At 60.0% G+C, this 19,279-nt stretch carries 16 protein-coding genes and 2 pseudogenes; 9 read left to right on the plus strand and 9 right to left on the minus strand.

What is annotated here, in order from left to right:
• Positions 1 to 117: pseudogene (locus tag U1872_RS20990) on the plus strand (IS5/IS1182 family transposase); the annotation flags it as partial.
• A 104-nt stretch (positions 118 to 221) separates the two neighbouring features.
• On the opposite strand, the gene U1872_RS20995 reads toward U1872_RS20990, so the two are convergent.
• The 5 genes from U1872_RS20995 to U1872_RS21015 form a co-directional block, all read right to left on the minus strand.
• Positions 222 to 608: an STAS/SEC14 domain-containing protein gene (locus U1872_RS20995; protein ID WP_332794844.1), complete on the minus strand. Its 387-nt coding sequence runs from the start codon at positions 606 to 608 to the stop codon at positions 222 to 224.
• A 326-nt stretch (positions 609 to 934) separates the two neighbouring features.
• Positions 935 to 1,333, minus strand: coding sequence for a GNAT family N-acetyltransferase (locus tag U1872_RS21000; RefSeq protein WP_332794845.1), 399 nt, complete (start codon positions 1,331 to 1,333; stop codon positions 935 to 937).
• A gap of 169 nt (positions 1,334 to 1,502) precedes the next feature.
• On the minus strand, positions 1,503 to 3,086 hold the full coding sequence (locus U1872_RS21005; RefSeq protein ID WP_332794846.1) for a carboxylesterase/lipase family protein: 1,584 nt from the start codon (positions 3,084 to 3,086) through the stop codon (positions 1,503 to 1,505).
• On the minus strand, positions 3,083 to 4,342 hold the full coding sequence (locus U1872_RS21010; RefSeq protein WP_332794847.1) for a glycoside hydrolase family 1 protein: 1,260 nt from the start codon (positions 4,340 to 4,342) through the stop codon (positions 3,083 to 3,085). Before U1872_RS21010 ends, U1872_RS21005 begins: the two co-directional genes overlap by 4 nt.
• Positions 4,343 to 4,419: 77 nt before the next feature.
• On the minus strand, positions 4,420 to 6,795 hold the full coding sequence (locus U1872_RS21015) for a TonB-dependent receptor (protein WP_332794848.1): 2,376 nt from the start codon (positions 6,793 to 6,795) through the stop codon (positions 4,420 to 4,422).
• Between the two features lie 179 nt (positions 6,796 to 6,974).
• On the opposite strand from U1872_RS21015, the gene U1872_RS21020 reads away from it, so the two are divergent.
• Positions 6,975 to 7,553, plus strand: coding sequence for a TetR/AcrR family transcriptional regulator (locus tag U1872_RS21020; protein WP_332794849.1), 579 nt, complete (start codon positions 6,975 to 6,977; stop codon positions 7,551 to 7,553).
• Positions 7,554 to 7,772: 219 nt separating this feature from the next.
• On the opposite strand, the gene U1872_RS21025 is transcribed toward U1872_RS21020, so the two are convergent.
• Together U1872_RS21025 and U1872_RS21030 are read right to left on the minus strand one after the other, a co-directional pair.
• The gene (locus U1872_RS21025; protein WP_332794850.1) at positions 7,773 to 8,054 is read right to left on the minus strand and encodes a hypothetical protein; all 282 of its coding nucleotides are present in this window, start codon (positions 8,052 to 8,054) and stop codon (positions 7,773 to 7,775) included.
• 412 nt (positions 8,055 to 8,466) lie between these two features.
• Positions 8,467 to 9,213, minus strand: coding sequence for a GntR family transcriptional regulator (locus U1872_RS21030; protein ID WP_332794851.1), 747 nt, complete (start codon positions 9,211 to 9,213; stop codon positions 8,467 to 8,469).
• Between U1872_RS21030 and U1872_RS21035 the strand changes: the two genes are divergently transcribed.
• From U1872_RS21035 to U1872_RS21050, 3 genes and pseudogenes are all read left to right on the plus strand, one after another.
• Positions 9,176 to 10,942: a class I adenylate-forming enzyme family protein gene (locus U1872_RS21035; protein ID WP_332794852.1), complete on the plus strand. Its 1,767-nt coding sequence runs from the start codon at positions 9,176 to 9,178 to the stop codon at positions 10,940 to 10,942. The genes U1872_RS21030 and U1872_RS21035 overlap by 38 nt on opposite strands.
• Positions 10,942 to 12,588, plus strand: a pseudogene (locus U1872_RS21045) (acyl-CoA dehydrogenase family protein). The gene U1872_RS21035 and the pseudogene U1872_RS21045 overlap by 1 nt, the downstream one beginning before the upstream one ends.
• Positions 12,588 to 13,037 carry an AMP-binding protein gene (locus U1872_RS21050; protein WP_332794853.1) on the plus strand — a complete coding sequence of 150 codons (450 nt, stop codon included), beginning with the start codon at positions 12,588 to 12,590 and terminating at the stop codon, positions 13,035 to 13,037. The pseudogene U1872_RS21045 and the gene U1872_RS21050 overlap by 1 nt, the downstream one beginning before the upstream one ends.
• 124 nt (positions 13,038 to 13,161) lie before the next feature.
• Here the strand turns inward: U1872_RS21050 and U1872_RS21055 are convergent, their stop codons facing one another.
• The gene (locus tag U1872_RS21055) at positions 13,162 to 13,887 is read right to left on the minus strand and encodes an NAD-dependent epimerase/dehydratase family protein (protein WP_332794854.1); all 726 of its coding nucleotides are present in this window, start codon (positions 13,885 to 13,887) and stop codon (positions 13,162 to 13,164) included.
• Positions 13,888 to 14,108: 221 nt separating this feature from the next.
• On the opposite strand from U1872_RS21055, the gene U1872_RS21060 reads away from it, so the two are divergent.
• Positions 14,109 to 15,227, plus strand: a complete 1,119-nt coding sequence (locus U1872_RS21060) for a tyrosine-type recombinase/integrase (protein ID WP_131534523.1) — start codon at positions 14,109 to 14,111, stop codon at positions 15,225 to 15,227.
• Positions 15,228 to 15,248: 21 nt separating this feature from the next.
• Here the strand turns inward: U1872_RS21060 and U1872_RS21065 are convergent, their stop codons facing one another.
• Positions 15,249 to 16,022 carry a hypothetical protein gene (locus U1872_RS21065; RefSeq protein ID WP_332794855.1) on the minus strand — a complete coding sequence of 258 codons (774 nt, stop codon included), beginning with the start codon at positions 16,020 to 16,022 and terminating at the stop codon, positions 15,249 to 15,251.
• A 221-nt stretch (positions 16,023 to 16,243) separates the two neighbouring features.
• Here U1872_RS21065 and U1872_RS21070 point away from each other — a divergent pair, with 221 nt between their 5' ends.
• From U1872_RS21070 to U1872_RS21080, 3 genes are all read left to right on the plus strand, one after another.
• Entirely contained in the window at positions 16,244 to 17,344 is a 1,101-nt protein-coding gene (locus U1872_RS21070; RefSeq protein WP_332794856.1) for a hypothetical protein, read from the plus strand.
• A gap of 242 nt (positions 17,345 to 17,586) precedes the next feature.
• Positions 17,587 to 17,847 (plus strand): hypothetical protein, encoded by a 261-nt coding sequence (locus U1872_RS21075; protein WP_121905624.1) that lies wholly within the window; start codon positions 17,587 to 17,589, stop codon positions 17,845 to 17,847.
• 21 nt (positions 17,848 to 17,868) lie between these two features.
• On the plus strand, positions 17,869 to 18,972 hold the full coding sequence (locus U1872_RS21080; RefSeq protein WP_332794857.1) for a hypothetical protein: 1,104 nt from the start codon (positions 17,869 to 17,871) through the stop codon (positions 18,970 to 18,972).
• Positions 18,973 to 19,279 lie beyond the last annotated feature (307 nt).

Genomic DNA, 19,279 nt, shown 5'->3' on the forward strand with positions numbered 1-19,279 from the left:
CTCAAGCACTTCCGCCGCGTCGCCACCCGATATGACAAACTCGCCGAGAACTTCCTCGCGATGGTCCAGCTCGCCTCAATGCGGCTGTGGCTGCGCGCTTATGAGTCTACGGCCTAACTTACCAATGGCATGATTTCTGGGGAGCACGTCAATGACCACCTATGCATCTGGAAATCTACGCCGGGGACAGGAAAGCGCATCTTGTCCGCAATCCGATTGAATCAGATCGCAACGCTCACATCAATGGGCTCCAAGCCTAACCATGCCTCTGCCTCTTCAAGAGTTGCAAAGGTTTCGGCACCTCCATGCAGGCGCGACATTCGTCGGGCCTGCATTCGGGCGAGTGCGCCGTCACGCACTGTCGCCATTTTACGGGCTTTTACGGGAGAACGAAGGACAAGCGAAGTGAACGCCTCCATTACCTCTTTCGTCTGCACCAGATTTCCCTCGGCGATTATCAAAAGGTCATATCCACCGGATTTCAGCCCCATGCGCTTTACAGCGGCCTGCTGCTGTTCAGAGAAATTAGTAACATCGGCAACCGTAAGCATGCCGCTCATATGAGCAATTACCCGTTTGCGAGCAAGGTCAGAGCTGACTTCTATCATACATCCCCCGAATTCTATACTTCGACTACAGTGTGCTATCGCGATGTTAGCGGCAGCAGTTATGATCAGGAATAACCATATACAAAGCATACCTGAACGCGCGCCTGTGCATAAAATAATTAGTCATTACGGTTAATATCTCATGCCAGCTATCGCCAGGGTTAGTTAACGAACCGCCCGCGTTTCGAACCAAATTTGAGCAAGATCAACAAATGAGCGCGCCGCTCGCCCGGTGGAGGCATATCGATACGTGCATTGTGTAAGACCAACGAAAAGGCCCGCTCTGTTTCGACTTTGTCGTCAATTCTTGGTGCCGTTCCGTTGGGTCACCGATCTTTGTAGAAGAACAGCTCTGCCCGATCGCCTTTGTTGACACAGGCAACAGAGCCTGCGGAGCTCCAGCGTTCTATCGGCAGAAGCGCTAGCATGGCGACATTGTTTTCATCGGTTGAGGCGAACAGGCGGCCGGTACCAGTCGCGTTCTCTGCGGCAAGCAGTAAGGCGCTGCCGAGGCCACGTCGCTGGTGCGCGGGGTCCACGCCCAAGTGAGTGATATAATCGTGCCCCACGAACCCGCAGGGCACCCAAGAAACGTAACCGACCACCTTGCCGTCGATCTCGGCGACCAGCATGTGGTCGTCCGCGATTTCCAGCAGGCGGTTGCCGCCAAAAATGTCGAACGCGTTGATCTCGGTCAGGTCGGACAACAGAGAGCGACGGATCATGCGGTTTCACCTTCAACTTTACCGAACCGTCGTTTGCCGCGCAGTTTCCACAAAGCGAGTGCATTGTCAGTATCATCCGCGTGCGCGCGTTTGGCTAGCGTCATGCCAAGATCATCGCCGAGTTGCTGCGCTTGGTTGCGGAATCACCGCCGGTTGTCGGCTAATCTGTCTACCTCCCCGACCAGAGCGCCCATTCGTTGTCGTCGATCTCCGCGATATAGGTGGCGCTATCACCAATCCTCGCCTCGCGGCTGGAGGCCGCAAATGCGGGCCATGTCGGTGAACCGGCGCGCTGCGGCGAGCCAGTCATAATGAACGAACTCCAACGACCGTGCATTTCGGCGGCGAGCGCTAAATCCGCCGCCGTAGTGGTTTGGCCAAACCGCCGCGCGATCGGAGTGTCCAGTCGGTCCCACGCATAGCCAAGTTCAGCAGCGTGCGGGGTCGATCCCTTGAACGGACCCGCCACCGCGGGATGATCGAAGCGATACAGATAAGTCCGCGCGCTGCCTTGCGCTGCGCGGTTCAACGCTAACGCCATCGACGGGCGCCAATATTCCTCGGCCGTTAAGAAGCGTGCGCGCAGTGCGATGGGTGTCAGGTTGGGATAGTTGGCGCGATAGCGATCAAACACCGGCGAGGCGACGGTCAGGTCCATATTGCTAAGTTCGGACTGCGCAAGCGGTTGGCCGATGCGCGAACGATCAAGGAAGACGATGGATTCGTCGCGATTAGTGCCAATTAGCAGGTCGACTTGCGCGGATGCCCCCGCTTGCGCGGCGGCCAACGGTGCGCGTGGAAGAAAAGCGCCGTCTATCACCGCGCGGAACGGGAACGGCCGGTCGAAGCGAGCGCGGATACTGTCTTGCAGTGTCAACATCTCTGAAGGCGGTAGCGTCCGTAGCGCGTCTGCCGACAAGCCCCGCTCAGCGAGCCAGCCGCGCGCCGTTTCTCCTAACGTAGCCGCGCGCTGCGGATCGTGAGATGTCTCGCCGCCGCTCTCGACGATTGCGCGGTGGAACAGCCCGCGCGCAGAAGGCGCGGCCATTAGAGATACCACGTTCTTACCACCTGCGGATTCGCCACCAAGCGTCACACGCGCCGGATCGCCGCCGAACGAAGCGATGTTCCGCCGCACCCAGCGCAGCGCGGCAACGATATCCTTCAGACCGTTGTTCGCACTGCTGCGCCACTCAGGCCCTAACAGCCCGCCAAGCTCGAGGAAACCGAGTACACCAAGGCGGTAGCCCACGGTGACGCATACGATCCCAGCACGCGCGAAGCTGCCAGTATCGAACGGAGGCTGCGACGCAGCGCCGGTTTCGTTGCCGCCGCCATGCACCCAAACATAAACCGGATGCGGCCCGGGCCCGTCGGGTGCGAATACGTTCAGTAACAGGCAGTCTTCCGAACGACTGTCGGTGCCGAGCGCGTCGCGTGGCGACATACCAAAACTTGGATTAGGCTGGATCGGCGCTGATCCCCACTCCGTACCATCACGAACACCTTGCCAAACGGGCGCTAGCTGAGGTGGACGGAAACGATTTGGTCCGATCGGCGGCGCGGCATACGGAATGGCCTTGAAGACGACGACGCCGTCTTCCGCTCGGCCCTGGATATGACCTTGCGCAAGCGTGGAAAGCCCCCCTTGATGCCACACTCCCGGTCGCGCGGCTGCGGCTCCTCGCGCCCCAATCATTAGCGCCGCCCCGCCGACGATCAGTGCACGGCGATTGGGGCGGAGGTCGATCATGAAACCGCATTACGCTTGGCTATGAAGGCTAGCACACCTGCGCTTGGCTTAGGAGTGCGCTTGAAAGTGGTGCGATCGACGGCGACCAGTCCGTATTTGGGGCCGTAACCGAATACCCATTCAAAGTTGTCGAGCAGCGACCAGTGAATATAGCCCAAGACGGGCACGCCGGAGTCCATTGCCGCCTTCAAAGCGACGAGTGCCGCCGGGATCAGTGCCGCACGCTGTCGGTCGTCATCGGTGCCAATGCCATGCTCCGTAACCAAGACCGGCACCTTCGCCGTTTCCCAAGCGTAGCGCACGGCACCCGCGAGAGATGCAGGATAGATCTCAGTGCCGCGGCTGCTCTTAGGCGCCTCGGCCGGCGGCGGCAGATCACCCTTATCGCCGACGCGCTGGCGCTCGTAATTCTGCACTCCGATAAAGTCGTCGGCCTGTGCGAGCTTTAGCCAAGGATCGTAACAGAGTGCGCGCTTTACATCGCGACGGCTGTTCGGACCCGCCGGCTGATCGTCCTCGATCGCAAGGCTGAATCCGACTGGCAGGTCACCGCGCGCGGCCTTGATCGCGGCCTTGCCTTGGCGGTGTGCTTCCATCATTAAAGGCTGCATCGCGTCGGTTTCGGCCTGTGTCTCCACCATTAGCGAAACCCAGTGATTGGTACCATAGGCAGCGAGGGCTGCCGCCTTGACTCTGCCCGTATCCGTGAACACGGCAGGGGGCAGCTTCCAACGAAGCAATTGCATCAGATTGGGTTCGTTCAGCGTTACCGCGCGGTCGATCCCACCGGCGAGGTGGCGCGCGGCGCGGTCGCAAAACCGCGCGAACAGATTGGCTGCTTCGGGATTGGACCAGCCGCCAGCAATCGCGAACCAGCGCGGACACGTGACGTGGCTGAACGTCACAACGGGTTTTAGCCCGCGCGCCCGGCAACCATCGATCATCGCCCGGTAATGATCGAGCATCGCGATCGAGAACTCCCCGGGCGCAGGCTCAATCCGCGCCCATTCGATCGAAAATCGATAGGTGTTGAGCGAAAGGGAGCGAACAATATCGAGATCAGTCGGCCAGCGGTTGAAGCTGTCACAGGCGTCTCCCGATGACTCCGCGTAGAAGGTCGGCTTAAGATGCTCGACCGCCCAGATATCGGAGTTGGTATTGTTGCCCTCGGTCTGATGTCCCGCCGTCGCCGCGCCCCACAGGAAACCCGGTGGGAAAGAGTGCGAATTGCCGCGCCCCGCTGCGCCAAGCGGCATCGCTGCCCCCGAGAGAGCGGTTACGGCACCAGCGGTCACGAAGTTTCGCCGAGTCAACTCCATTGTCGCGTCCCTCTTCAAAACCGCGAGCTCAACGTAAAGCCAAGCGAACGCACTGAGTCGAAGGTGAACGATTGGTTGTACGTCAGCCGCGGCGGGCTCGCGGTCCCGTCGCCGGCATCGGTGCCAATGCCGATCGGCACATGGACGTTCGTGCAATTTTTGCAGAAAACCGACACACGCAGCCCATCGCCGATCTTGGCGCCGACGGAGGCGCCAAACTGATCATAAGCGTGGAATTGTGTGCCAGGTGATTGGTTGACTGAGAACCATATTTGCGAACGGTGATACCAATCGCCCTGGACGAAAGGAACAATCCCACCACCGACCGGAATATCGTAATGAGCAATTATTGTGGAAGTGAAGCGGGGCGCACCCGGCAGGCGATTACCGCCTGCGTCGAAGGTGCTGACCGTCGGCGAGCAGCCGTTGGCAGTCTGCGTCGCATAACATTGTGCGCCGGGAAAACTGGCAAATTTCGACGACAAAAATGATGCGGCTGTGTTGAGGCTCAGGCCTCTGAATGGTACCAAGTTGACCGTAAGGTCCACGCCCTTGCTGCGTACCTTCGCAGCATTCTGAACAATGAACGCGCGCGCATTTGTGTCGAACGATTGGACCTGAAAATTATCGAAGGTCGTAACGAACGCAGACACGTCGATGGTCAGCCGCCGGTTGAAAAAGCTCGACTTTATGCCCACCTCTCCGCCATCTGAAGTTTCCTGTCGTACAACCAAGGAATTAATCGCATTGACCGCTTGGTCGTTGAAGCCGGGCCCCTTATAGCCTCGCCCATAAAAACCATAGGCCATGATCACGGGCGTAAACTGATACTGCCCGCCCAACTTCCAACTAAAGTTTGTGTCAGAATAACTTTGTGCGACGTGAACGCTTGGGCCTCCCAAGGAAACGAAATAATGATTGCGACCTTGCAGCAGGTCAATATCAATTTTGTCGTTCGTAACGCGACCCCCTGCGATCAGCTTAAGGCGATTGGTGAGTGCAAACGTTAACTGGCCAAATCCGGCGAGACTGCGAGTATCGAGAGTGTATTTACGATCGCTACCCAGAAAATAGGCGTTACTTACCGAACACGTCGGGGGGAAAGCTCCGGGCACTGCGATCGCACCAACGCAAAATGGAAAGCCCCGGCTTACGAACGAAGGCAAATAATTGTTGCCGGCGATTGTGGAATCGTAGTTCAATGTCGACTTGAACGCATAAAGGCCAATCTGTCCGGTCAATCGGTTCCCGGACGGGAGTGCTAGGCGCAGTTCATCGGAATATTGATTATAATTGCCGATGGAATGATTGATGTTTGCGCCATCCGAGGACGTGAGATCCACGTCAAGTTGTTGATTCTGATTGTAGAAACGCCACGCCGCGAGATTGCTTAATTCCAGGCCCGACCCAAACGTATAGCCAACCGACGCTTGAGCGCCGCCGGTCTCGATATCGCGATAGTACCCGCCGTCACCGGCGTACAGGAAGTTATCAGGTGAGGCGGTGATGCCGTCCGCCGCCAATGGAGCTACGTTTGTGGAGTTGGGTGCAAGCTGGCGGTATGAGGTATTGAAATAGCCACCGCTGCCACTCAGCTTGTTGTAATCCCCGATGATGTAGACCGACCAAGAGTCGTCAGGCTTGATCAGCAGCTTGGCCTTAATCTGGCGTGTGCCGCGATTGATGTCGTAACGGACGCCAGCGGGCATTCTGCCTACAAGCGTCGTCGGTGGCTCTTCGTAACCAATAAGGCCAGCAACCCGAAGTGCAGCGATCTCGCCGATCGGAATGTTGAGCGTCTGCCTTACAATGAGTCCCGGCGCGTTGCTGTTTGTGCCAGGCCTATCACGAGACGAATATTCTATGTCCGTTCCTTCCGACAGCTTATGGAGCAGCGGTTTGGTAGTGACAATGTTCAGCAGCCCCGACGAAGCATTCTTGCCGAATAGAAGCCCTTGCGGTCCGTTAAGCACCTCGACACGATCAAGATCCATGAATTTAGCAGTGTTGAGTAGCGGACGACTATAATTGACATCGTCGACCGAAACCGCAACGCTCGAATCGATCGTACCGGAAAAGGCAAGCGTACCGACACCCCGAACGGTGAACGTGTTGTCGCCGCCGACCTGAAGGCTGGGTGCCAGGATATTGAGTTGCGAAAGTTCGTTAACCTGCTTCTGGCGAAGCACGTCGGCGCTTACCGCCGTCAGACTAACCGGTACGCGCTGGATGCTTTCGCTGCGACGCTGCGCAGTGACAACAATGTCGCCAACGCTGTTGTCTGCGTTTGCGACCGGTTGCGCCTGAGATGTCGCTGGCTGCGTTTGAGCCTGTGCCGAGGCCGCGATAGCCATCAGGCTCGCGCCGACAAGCGCCCTTGCAAACATCATCAGTTCCTCCCCGATTAAAATATTATCGTGACTGCCTAGCGACGAGAGAACATACATTCAAGCGAGAATGTTTATGGCTTTGCCAATCGTGCGAAAACCTGTGACGCAAAAAAACGAGGGGTGGGATTGTGGTAAAACGACGTACGCAGCAGGAACGCACAACCGAGACGCGATCAGCGTTGGTCGAGGCTACGATTGAGGTCATCCATCGTAAAGGATATGACGCTGCCAGCACGGCGTTGATCGCGGCGCGTGCAGGCGTCAGTCGGGGCGCCATTCTTCATCACTTCGGCACCCGCGCCGCGCTTATGGCGCAGGTGGTAGATACGGTTTTTCAGCGCGAATGGCGCCAATACGGTGCTCTGCTTGCTCTTGGCGAGGTCGGGCACCGGGTTTGGGATTGGCCGACGATTCTTTGGAACGTGCTAAGCCAGCCGTCCGGACTAGCGGTGCTTGATATTCTTCAGGCGGCGAACAGCGATCCAGAACTCGCTAAGGACGTAAGAGCGACGCAGATCTCGGTAGAGGCATTCGCCATTCAAGGTATGCGCGCGGGTCTTGGGGGGACAGAACAAGAGGCATTGACGGTCATGCGCTTGATGGTGTGGGCCGTCCGCGGCTTATCAATGGCCGATCGCTTCATGCCGAATCCCGCGGCGACCCGCTCAGCGGTCGACCTACTATCTCGAATGCTACGCATCGCTGCCCCAGCCGGCCAGATTCCCGAACTGACCGCGAATTTCGAAGACGAACTCTGATTTCATCCTGCCGGTTCCCGTTATCGTGTGGGAGGATGGCCCTTCACCCCAAGACTGTAATAGGACAGACGCGCACAACCTACTAAGAATCAAGCCTGGATCAATTATTTCGATCTCATCATCATCTTTACCGTATCCATCCGGTGGGTGCCGCCTTGCGGAGTGTGGATCAGGGATAGAGTACGTCTTTACAGTCGTACGTAGGGACGTACTTTCCGATCATGGCACCGGTAACGATATTGGTACGGCCAGAGCGTCGGCGTCGCTGGGTGCCAGTGCTTTGACGAGCGCCGCCGGCGGCGGCGCGGTCGGCAGGATTTCGTTATGAAGGCGCAGCAAGCGCGGAGTGATGGTGTCGGATACGATCCGCGCCAGCTGGGCCTGGCGATCCGCCACGTCATCCCGGCGATAGATTTCCGGCGCGATAAAATAAGTTTCGAGCCGCTGGAAGCTTTGGCGATCGATCACAGGTACTGCGAACGCACGGGCCGTCTGGCGCATTATCCTCCCCCCTATGCCTGCGTCGTTGCGGCGGTTTGTCGGAGGAAATCAGCATGTCGAGCTGTGTTTGTCGATATGCTTTCTCCGGTAAAACGCGGTTGATCGCGCTGGTCTGCCCTGAATCACATGACGGCCCCGAATGGTCGCCCGCAACGCTGAATGCTCCAGAGATGTACCGGACATTTAAGCAGGCCGACGGAGAGAGACCATGAAGCTCGGGGGAACACCGCCAACCCGGGCCATTAGCGTGCAGTGGCTTTTGAACGAGCTGCGCGTGGCGTACGAGGTTGTGGGCTTGAATCCGTTGGCTGCCGACGACGGCGGTAATCGGCGGCAAACGCGGTCGTGAAAATCCGGGCGGCTGACAGCTCATAATAGTAATCGGGCGATCGGGAAGAACCGGGTTCTAGACCTAACGCGGTTCCGCCGAATTATGGCGCTCGTCTTGGACGATCACCGGAAGGTGGATGTCGCGCAGCATGTGAAGGAATGTCTTGGAGGCAGTCTCGGGATCGCGTCGCTGCATGGCAACAATATGGCGGTCCCACATCGTCTCGGCCTGGTCAGCGGCGCCGGTGCGGCGCAGACCTGCCACCGTGTACCGGATTGACGGGCGATACAGCAGTTGCAGGATCATTTCGCCGTGGCGACCGGTCGCGAAGCGTGCCTGGGTCATCGTGATCGCGGCAACCGCAAGGGCAAAGGCCACCGGATCCTCATTGTGCAGCAAACGACCCGTACGCAATTGTGCCGCAGTCATCTCGACGATGGCCAGATCGGATGCGCGTTGCGTTACTTTCGACAGGGTCAGGTATGTGATCGCACGCGAAATGTCGGCAATCTGACGCATTTCGGCGGCGGAATAGCCCGTCACCACCGCACCACGATTTGGCGAGACGCGGACCAGCGCATCGCGCTCGAGCAGACGCAGGGCATCGCGTACTGGGCCACGGCTGACTCCGAACCGTTCAGCCAGTGCTTGCTCGCGTAGCGGAGTTAGCGGGGGCAGGATTTCGCGCGCGATGTCGTAACTTATCTGATCCGCGATCTGCTCGCTTGCCGCGAGCGGGCGTTGGCCCGACATGCCGCGCAGCACGGCAAACGACCGGTCGCCGAAGCCGATGCTGCGCATCGCGTTGCAAAACTCGACGTCCTTCAATTCGCCTCCATCGAGTGGTCGATCGACGCCGCTCGGTTTCGCAATGACCGTCAAAGTCACTTATTGCAAATTCCATATGATTGTTAACAATCGGCGTGTTGACAGTCACGGAAGATTTGCGGCAGGAGGGACGAGGCGATCCGACAAAATCATCGCGCGGAGGGGAATGGCAGTGGACGCCATGACGTTGCTGGACCTGATCGATGGCAGCGCACGCAAGCATCCGCACAAGGCGATGATCGAGGCGGCGGGCGAGATCTGGACCTATGGCGAGGCCGTCGCAGCAAGCCATCGCACTGCCGCGCTGCTGCACGCGCGCGGCGTCACGGCTGGCGCACGCGTGGCGGTGATGAGCTACAACACGCCCGAATTCATCGTTGCTATGATTGCGATCTGGCGGCAGGGCGCGGTTCTGGTGCCGGTGAACCACAAGCTGACCGCTGCCGAATGCCGGTACATCTTCAACCATTGCGACGCCGGGTTGATCCTCGTCTCGGATGGATTGCCAACAGCGGTTAAGGCCGGTCACGATGCGCTGATCCTGTCGCTGGACGGCACGTCCCGCGACGGCACCGTGCTGGTGCAACGCGATGCCGCGCCGACGCGCGACATCGTTCATTCGGTGGACGCGCAGTCGCCGGCGCAAATCCTCTATACCTCCGGCACGACCGGGCGGCCCAAAGGGTGCGTCCATAGCCATCGCACCGTGCGCAACACGGCGATGCTCAGCGCGATTTCGTTCAGTATGGTGCCGACGGACCGCACCCTGATCGCAATGCCGATCTGGCATGCCGCACCGCTCGACAATTTCTGCATGTCGACACTGTTCGTCGGCGGAACGATCGTGCTGCTGCGCGAATATGCGCCGCAGGCGTTCGTGCGCGCGCTCCAGGACGATGGGGTCAGCGTGTATTTCGGTGCGCCCGTGTCATTCACGCTGCCGCTTGCGCTGCCGGAAGGATTGAATGGCTATGACTTTTCGTCGGTACGGGTGTTGGCTTATGGCGGCGGCCCGATCGGTGCCACGCTTTCGCGCCAGCTTACCGAGGCGTATCGCACCGACCGGTTTTACCAGGTCTACGGCATGACCGAGACTGGGCCGGGCGGCACGTTGTTGTACCCGGACGAACAGCAAGACAAGGCCGGATCGATTGGCCGCGTCTCGCAGCCAGGCACCGACATGCTTGTCGTGCGAACCGATGGCGGCGATGCGATGCCGGGCGAAGTCGGCGAAATCTGGCTGCGATCCGAATCGCTGATGCTCGGCTATCTGAACGATCCCGCGGCTACCGCAGCGGTCGTCGCCGATGGCTGGTACAAGACCGGCGATCTCGCGCGCGTCGATGCCGACGGCTTCCTGTTCATCGTCGATCGGCTGAAGGACATGATCATCACCGGCGGCGAGAATGTCTATTCGAAGGAAGTCGAAGATGCGTTGTCCCAGGTTCCCGGGATCGCCGACTGCGCGGTGATCGGCCTGCCGCACGAGACATGGGGCGAAACCATCGTTGCCGTCATCGTGCCCGCAGCCGGCGCGAGTCTGTCCCACGACGCACTGCGCGGCGCACTGCGTCAGCATTTGGCAGCCTACAAGATCCCGCGGCGCTTCGTGGAGGCGGCAATGCTGCCGCGCACGCCGACTGGCAAGGTGATGAAACCAGTGCTTCGCTCGATGTTCGCCGACGCCCAAGACACGTCGGCCTCTGCGGCCGTTCGAGGAGACGCCTGATGCCCCGCTTTGCCCCCGCGACGATCCTCGAAACGCATGAGGTCACCAACCAGCCCCCCGAATTCGCCGGACAGAATTTGTACCGCATTGATCAGCCGCTGCGGGAGGCGGTACTGCGCGAAGCGGGGGCGTGGCTGGACCAGCGCGCGGACGTGCTGGGCGCGGCGGTCGGATCGGAAGCGGTGCTGGAACTGGGCGACCTCGCCAATCGCCACCCACCAGAACTGGTCAGCTTCGACCGGTTCGGCCGGCGGCTGGACGAGGTGCGGTTCCATCCCGCCTATCACCAATTGATGGCGCTGGCGACGGAGCACCGGATCCCCGACATCGCCTGAACGACGGATCAGCCGGGCGGCCATGTCGCGCATCTGGCTCTGGTCGCTCTGTTCACGCAGGCTGAGACCGGAGCGATGTGTCCGATCAACATGACCTATGCCGCAGTCGCCGCGTTAAGGGCGCATGCGGACGTTGCTCAGCCGTGGCTGGACGGCGTGCTGGGCGGCCAATACGACGCCGCGCTGCGTCCGATCCGCGAAAAGACCGGGCTGACGATCGGCATGGCGATGACCGAAAAACAGGGCGGCAGCGACGTCCGCGCCAACACGACCCGCGCCGAGCCGATCGGAGGGGGGCTGTACCGGCTGATAGGGCACAAATGGTTCTGTTCGGCACCGATGAGCGACGGGTTCCTTACGCTGGCGCAGGCGCCGGGCGGGCTCAGCTGTTTCCTCGTTCCCCGCATCACGCCCGACGGGCAGCGCAACGGCATCCATATCATGCGGCTGAAGGACAAACTCGGTAACAAATCGAGTGCGTCGAGCGAGATCGAATATCATGATGCCACTGCCATGTTGCTGGGGGAGGAAGGGCGCGGCGTGCACGTCATCATCGACATGGTCCATCACACGCGGCTGGGCACAGTCGCGGGCACGCTGGGCATCATGCGCGCTGCACTTGCTCAGGCGGTGCATCACGTCGCGCACCGCCGCGCGTTCCAGAAGACGCTGATCGACCAGCCGCTGATGCGCGCCGTGATCGCCGACCTGGCAATCGAATATGAGGCGGCGGTCGTGCTTTCGACCCGGATGGCGCGCGCGTTCGACGCGACCGACGATCAGGGGCGGGGATACGCGCGCTTGGCAGTGGCGCTTGCCAAATATTGGCTGACCAAGCGCAATCCCAATTTCGTCTTCGAGTGCATGGAATGCCACGGCGGGGGTGGCTACACCGAGGAAACGCCCATGCCCCGGCTGTTCCGCGAGTCCCCACTCAACGCAATCTGGGAAGGGTCGGGCAACGTGATCGCCCTCGATATCCTGCGGACATTGGTGCGCGAACCGGCGGCACTGGCCGGTTATCGTGCGGAAGTGATGGCGGCCGCCGGTGGCAACCGCGTGCTGGACGCGGCGGCGCAAGGGCTATTCGCGTTTCTGGACGCGGGCGCAATTCCCGAAGCTCGCGGGCGCTGGGTCGCCGAACGCATGGCGCTCGTGCTGCAAGGCGCGTTGCTGGTGCGGTTCGCGCCAGCCGTGGTGTCCGAGACGTTTTGCACGACGCGGTTGTCCGATGCGGGCGGCTGGTCGTTCGGCGTCCTGCCTGCCGAAACCGATTTGAACGCGATCCTTGCGCGGCACGGCGTAGCCTGATGACGCCGCTGGCGACCGACATGATCCGCTCGGGCGCGGATCGGCATGGAAGCGGGGTCGCGGTGCGATTTGGCAGCGAGAATCTGACCTTCGCTCAGGTTGATGCACTGTCCAGCCGCATGGCAGCGACGCTGGCGAGCGATGCTGCTCCGGGCGCGACGGTGGGCCTGATGACCAACAATGGCCTGTTCAGCGTGCCGCTCGACTTCGCCTGTCTGAAGGCGCGGTTGACGCGGGTACCGCTCAACGCTCGGCTGTCACCTGCCGAGCAGGCGCAGATGCTGGAGGGCATCGGAGTTCGACGCCTGATCTACTCGGCCGATCTAGCCGATCGCGCAGCGGCGTTGGCCGCAACGGTGACGGGGCTAACGATCACCGCGCTCTCCGACGCGCAGACTGACCCGAAGCGCGGGGAGCGTCAGCGTACGATCGTCGCCGATCGCTGCTAACAACAGCTGACTGGCGTGGAGCAGTGCCTTTACGCAGGAGGCGGTTGAGAGCACCCAGAGCGTACCCTCGGGCGATACTGGCAGCGCGACATCCTCGCTCGATGCGAATGCATGGAAGACGCGGTTAAGGAACACCGGCTCGACGCCCGGCACCGCGGGTTTGGCGACGATCGCTGGCAGCCGCAGCGACACGCCGTCGAGCCAGCCGCGCCGAGAACTGCGCCAGCGCGATCTCGATCATCCGCGTCTGCGCGGCATAGGTCATGGTCGGGCGCGGCTCGGTGCGGTCATCGACCAGCGGCGGCGGCGGTTCGCCGAACACCGCGATCGAGCTGGCATAAACGACTCGGGGGCGTCGGCCCGTGTCGCGCAGCCGTCGGAACAGCGACAGCGTGGCGTCGATATTGACGCGGCGGGCGAGCGCGTAATCTGCCTCCGCCGCGCCGCCTACGATAGCGGCCAGATGATAGACCAGATCGACGCCGTCGCCGATCGCGGCACATAGGACGGCCGGGTTGGTCAGGTCGCCCTGGATGGCCTGGACTCGCGAATCGGTCGCGCCGACCGGAACGGCGTCCAGCAGCACGATATGCGCCCCAGCGTGCGCGCGCCCGTCGTCACGCGGCAGCGTCCGCCGGGCGCGGGTGCCAATCACCGAGCGGGCGAACGCAATCGCGGCCATCACGACCGCGATCACGCCCATCAGCGCGAAGGCCGATAGCACGCTATGCATTACGTTGCGCGTCAAGAACGGCACGATCAGGCCGCTGGCGAACTGGCAGGCGGAGAACAGCGATTGGAAGCTGCCGATACCACATCCACGCACCGCGAACGGCAGGCCGCGGACCATCGTGGCACAGTGAGACTTTGTACCACAATTTTTCACCGGACACACTGATGGCCGAAGGTGCTCTGCGTATTTCACCTGCCGCGGTTTATAATTAGCGATAACGCTGATTCCCGCTAATTACACGCTGGCGCAGATTCCGGTGATCGGTTAGCCCGTTTCGCGGATTACGGGCGATCTCACGCACCGGCCGGTTGGATGAACGTGCGGCGCAGGAGGTCGACTTGGCCGATGATGACATTGTTGAAGCGGCTCGTATCGACCGCGCGGACTTGGACGCGATCGTAGCTGAGGCGCTGGTAGTCGTTGAAAAGGTCCAGACGCTCGAACCTTATCTCCCGCAGCTTGCTCCCCAAGATCGCGAGCGCGTCGACGACTATGTCCGCCGGGCCTCGGCCGATGCAACACTCCGCGCCTACAAATCGGATTGGCGGCTATTTTGCGCATGGTGCCAAGAAAGCGGTTATCGGCCGCTCCCAGCGACGCCTGCGACCGTCGCTGCGTTTCTAACGCTCCTCGCCGAGAGTGGGTTCAGTCCTCAGGAGCTCCGCCGGACCAAGCGCGGGACAATGCTGCCGCGTAAGGAGCCGGCGCCACTGGGCCGCGCGACGATCGGCCGGCGGCTCGCGGCAATCGTCTTTGCGCACCGAGCCGCTGACGTCGAGCCACCAACTTCCCAACCGGATGCTTCGCGACTGGAGCGCGCGATGCGTGGAATTCGCAAAGACAAGCGCGGCGAACTGCCCGGGAAGAAGCGTCCCGCCGACGGCGACGTTCTGCGCGACATGGTACGCGCGATCGTCGGGGAGGATCTGCGCAGCTACCGCGACCGTGCACTTCTCGCGATCGGGATGGCGGGTGCGTTCCGGCGTTCCGAGCTCGTGGCGATCACGGTCGGGCGCGTCAGCGAGGACAGCCGCGGGCTGCTGATCCGCATCGCGACCTCGAAAACTGACCAGGAGGGCAAGGGCCACACCGTTGCGATCCCCGACGGCCGCAGGCTCGAGCCGGTGAGGCATTACCGCGCCTGGCTGGAGCAGGCAGGCATCACAAGCGGGCCGGTGTTCCGCAAACTGACTCCACAGGGCCGGCTAACCGACAAGCCGATGAGCGCCCAAAGCGTAGCGTTGGTGGTAAAGGCGGCTGCGGTCACCGCAGGCTACTCGCCTGAGCTGTTCTCAGGCCACTCGCTCCGCGCTGGCTTCTTAACCGAAGCCGGTCGCCAGAATGCCAATTTGTTCAAGATGAAGGAGCACAGCCGACATTCCTCGCTGGAGATGGTGGCGGAATATGTGCGGGATCATGAACGATTTCGGGAGCATGCAGGCGAAGGATTTTTATAGACCGACGGCCAACTTTGCCGGTCAGTGGCCTGCAAGCGACGGAGCTTGGGAGACTGTCTCACCCGCGTCACCTGTAGGTGGATCCCCAATCGATGGTTTAGCGGGAAATTCTGCGAGCGCGTGCCCAACGTAGATCGTAAAGCAGACTACCAGCAGAATCACTCCACAGGCGATTTCATAACCAGTTAGCGCCTGCAACCTCCAGTCGGTCGCAGTATAGCCGCCGCCACCGCTCGTCGTGATTATTGTAGCACTATATGAAATAACGTCGGTAACTTTTTTTACGGCGTAGCCGCATTGCCACCCAGAACTCGGCACAAGGGCGTAGATGATGGCAAAGTCTATTACGAGTTCCAGGTAACTCCGAAGCGCAAGTGCGACCCGACCTCTCCAAGTTAGCAGACTTCGACTCCGCCTAGCTGGATCCAATTTGTGGGTCGCATCTCTTAGAAAGGCGACGAACACCTCTGTGCAGCGCGAAAATGGATACCATGCGAGGAGGAGGAATCGCCCGTTCCAGTCTGTCGACTGTAAATCGGACAGGCTCAACGGCCACCACAGAATAACCAGCATCAGCGTCATCGCAAGTGTTAGGTAGACGCCGTTCATGAGACGGATGAAGACGGTTGCCCAGTCATCATCCAACTGTCGCTTGACCAACTCAGCGAGGCCCCACGTTGGCGACAGCAGTCCAAGGGCAAACGCCCCCAACCCGCGGACTGGACCACGCAAAGCCGCGCGTCGACGAGCGACCGACGCGCGGCTTTTGACGGCCATCAAGACCAGATTTTTCATAGTCATTTCGCTAGTGGTCGCCCTCAATGCCCGCCCTGATGTCGACATCAACCACACAACCGGTCAAGCGTGGCTCCAAGGCGGAACGTAGAACGCTGTTTAAAGGTGAGCTTATGGCCATTCTACCGAAAAAGTTCACTGTAGGAACGGTACCATCGACGTGGCCGAATAAGAAGCTCCCGCCACGCTTTCCGACTCTTCCGCGGGTCTACGAGGCTGACATGGCAGAAGTGCTGCTGATGATTGGCCGGCTGACCATACCTGTTCTGGCCTCCGGTGCATCGCTAGCGGAATTCTGGGCGTACGCTCGATACATATTCGCTTGGCAGGGTGACGAGCGGCTAACCTTGACCGCGGAATTCTCAGAGCTTGACGCACATCAGAAAACGATACTGAGCGACGACGTGGGGATGGGATTGCCGCTACATTGGTTGAGCCGTCGCATGAGCCTCATCGGCATCTGCGACGGTCGATATTTCATAGAGCGCTATTTGGCGACGTATGGCGGAACCTACACCGGCAAAGCGGCCAAACGCGGGCCGGGCAAAGCACCTGATTTCGTTTGCGTCAGCCGCAATGGTAGATTCCATGTTGTGGAGTGCAAGGGGACGCAGACATCGACCGCGTATCGAGACGAACAACTCGGATTGCCACTGAGTAAGGGCCCCCGCGGCGGAAATGCGCAAAAACGAACGGTCTCTTTTCCCGCCAATATCGCAGGAGAACGGCTGGCCTGTGGGACCTTTATATCTAGCGACTTAGAGCAGCGGTCATCGCTAAAAATCATTGATCCCGAGGAACCGCCACTGCTTGAAGTTGGTGAGGAAAACGGCCCGATGGCCTTCGATCCAATCGCGCGTGGAACGCTTGCTCAGATGCTGCGAGCTTCGGGCTTCCCACAAGCGGCGAACTTGGCAGCTTTCCCTGAGGGCCGACCAAGGGGGATTGAAGGTGAACGCTATGTCTTTGCACCGATCGAGGAACGCGCAGAGCGCTTCCGAGAGGCGCGCGTAGAGCTAGCCGAGCGGCCAAGGGCAGAGGACCTAACAAGTGATCGCGGTCCGCTGATCGGACGACGGTCCGTCATTGAGTTGCCGGCTCCTCTGATTTTGAACGACAAGATTGTACGTCGAATTGAACTGCAGCAAGGGGTGAACCCTGAGTTAATAGGAGATGATTCGACCTATCTCTTGGAAGAGAGTATTTTAGAACGGAAGCTGGACCCCGGCGTTTTGGGTGTTGCCGAATTTGAAAGCGATAAGAACGAGGTGGTTATGAGTATCGGAAAGTTGTTTCGAAGCGAGTTAAAGCTTCTTTATTAGACAGGTTTACGCCTGTTGTCTCATCGAGACCCAGGCGGAAATCATCATCGCGATCGGCAAGGACCGTTCTCAGCGTTTGATTTGGATGCGACGACGAGAAGCGTCTGCATCGCTGCCTAAGCCCCGCCTCAAACCGATCGAGGGCCGTCAGCTCGGCGTTTGGTGGGACCGGATTCGCTAGGTCGAAAAGGGATTCAATTGCTGCGCGAAGGTGCTATGAGAGGACGGCATAGGAGTAAACCATGGCCACCGCGCTTGCCGACGCATCTGAGTTCAACAATGCGTCTGGCCTCGAATTCACTGATATCTCCAGCGAGCAGTGGCGTGAGTATCAATTCTTGAACGGCCAGGCGATCAGAATTAATTCCCCCCTCAAGCTCAATGTCAGCGCAAGCGGCGGCCACCGAATATTCGACGCAGAGGGTATTTCGCATTACGTTCCTGCTGGGTGGATCCATCTGAAATGGACAGTCAAGGACGGCGCTCCGAATTTCGTAAAGTGACGCCTTAAAGGCCCTAAACGCGTGCTACTTTTGCTCTCCTCGAATAGCGCACGTCGGTATGGCGACGATATTGTTCGCGCGCTTGCCCATCCACGCGGAAGCGATTTTCAGTTCCGCTATGACCTAAAATATTTTGATCCCGCGCTGCTGGCCCGAGCCAATTCAGATAGCCTTGCCAGCCAAAAAGCGATCATCGCTTTCCTCAACGGGGACAAATCAGCTCGGACGGTATCTCTGGTACTATGCCGCGCCGTTACGGTACGCCGCAGCGCACTTGTCGGCTCATCCTGCATCCTTACTCTCACCGCTGGGGACTATCTTCAGCCGCTGACCGACCATGATCTGCGGGGCAAGCTTGACGCTCGAGAGCAGGCGTTGATCCCCGCCTGGAGCACGGATCCCAACTATCCGCTCGGCAAATATGTGATCGAAGTCGATGCCGCGATCGATAGCCAACAAGCGGCCAAACGCAGCCAAGAGATGGCGGCGTTTGAGGCGGCGGCGACCGCTCTCAGTGCGTTCGAGCGGTTTGACAAAGGCACGAAGATCGCGTTTTTTGCAGTGCGCGACTTGGTGACCGCCGACGACTGGCGGCCGCTACGTTGGAACCGAGGGCGGCGCGGTGCTACCTACGCCGACCGCCGCTACGCGCTCCAGTCGGGCTATCGCTACGATATCGAAATCTACACTTACTCGCCAAGCGGTGGCCAAACCGATAAGGGCGTGACAAAGCTGGTCATCGGATGCGACGAAAAGGCCGTGCGCTTTACGACGGCAAAGGAGCTGGCGCTAGACTCGCGCTATGACCTTAACCGCTTCACTTTCACCACCGACGAGCAGCTTGATGCGGTCGCAGCGGGCCTACGGCTAGCTTTGTCGATCCCCGACGATGCTCATCCCGAGACGCGCGAAACGCGCTGCGACATCGTGCTGGAAGCGCGCTTCAACGGCTGGTGGCCACGCCTGCTTTTGCGCATTCTCCTGATCGCCTGCGGTACGGCGGCACCGGCGATAATCGGCGTCCTTTATAAGGATAAGATGAACTGGGGGATTGGCGCTATCATGTTTGCCGGAGCCCTTGTCGCAGGTTGGGGCGCGGTTTTTCCGTCTCTCAGGAAAAGCTGAAGCGTGGAACGATTGACCGTCGCTTGAACGTCGATGCCTGCTCTGCGTTAGCGCGAGCTGAAATTCAGCCGTGGACAACCCTGCGACGCGACACGCAGGCTGCTTCACATCGCCGGACCTGCCAATCGTACCATTATGTGAACGGAGCGCGACGAGTTCTGGAGGTCTCATCCTCGAACTAGGAGGTCGCAGCGCTTTTCCGGCTTTCAAGTAGCGCGAACCGTTTGTTCATGTAAGCTGCCCATCCATTGGTAACGGCGGCCTGATAAGGGCGCGTTGCTACGGGGGAGTGGGAGTGAGAAATCTG

It is taken from the genome of Parasphingomonas frigoris, from assembly GCF_036663815.1.
In the GTDB taxonomy this organism is placed as follows: Bacteria; Pseudomonadota; Alphaproteobacteria; order Sphingomonadales; family Sphingomonadaceae; genus Sphingomonas.

Bases quoted from the DNA above. Each gene is read 5' to 3' on its own strand.
- U1872_RS20995 (WP_332794844.1), bottom strand. From the start codon at position 608: ATGATAGAAGTCAGCTCTGACCTTGCTCGCAAACGGGTAATTGCTCAT.
- U1872_RS21000 (WP_332794845.1), bottom strand. From the start codon at position 1,333: ATGATCCGTCGCTCTCTGTTGTCCGACCTGACCGAGATCAACGCGTTC.
- U1872_RS21005 (WP_332794846.1), bottom strand. From the start codon at position 3,086: ATGATCGACCTCCGCCCCAATCGCCGTGCACTGATCGTCGGCGGGGCG.
- U1872_RS21010 (WP_332794847.1), bottom strand. From the start codon at position 4,342: ATGCCGCTTGGCGCAGCGGGGCGCGGCAATTCGCACTCTTTCCCACCG.
- U1872_RS21015 (WP_332794848.1), bottom strand. From the start codon at position 6,795: ATGATGTTTGCAAGGGCGCTTGTCGGCGCGAGCCTGATGGCTATCGCG.
- U1872_RS21025 (WP_332794850.1), bottom strand. From the start codon at position 8,054: ATGCGCCAGACGGCCCGTGCGTTCGCAGTACCTGTGATCGATCGCCAA.
- U1872_RS21035 (WP_332794852.1), top strand. From the start codon at position 9,176: ATGCTGCGCATCGCGTTGCAAAACTCGACGTCCTTCAATTCGCCTCCA.
- U1872_RS21050 (WP_332794853.1), top strand. From the start codon at position 12,588: ATGACGCCGCTGGCGACCGACATGATCCGCTCGGGCGCGGATCGGCAT.
- U1872_RS21055 (WP_332794854.1), bottom strand. From the start codon at position 13,887: ATGGTCCGCGGCCTGCCGTTCGCGGTGCGTGGATGTGGTATCGGCAGC.
- U1872_RS21065 (WP_332794855.1), bottom strand. From the start codon at position 16,022: ATGAAAAATCTGGTCTTGATGGCCGTCAAAAGCCGCGCGTCGGTCGCT.
- U1872_RS21070 (WP_332794856.1), top strand. From the start codon at position 16,244: ATGGCAGAAGTGCTGCTGATGATTGGCCGGCTGACCATACCTGTTCTG.
- U1872_RS21075 (WP_121905624.1), top strand. From the start codon at position 17,587: ATGGCCACCGCGCTTGCCGACGCATCTGAGTTCAACAATGCGTCTGGC.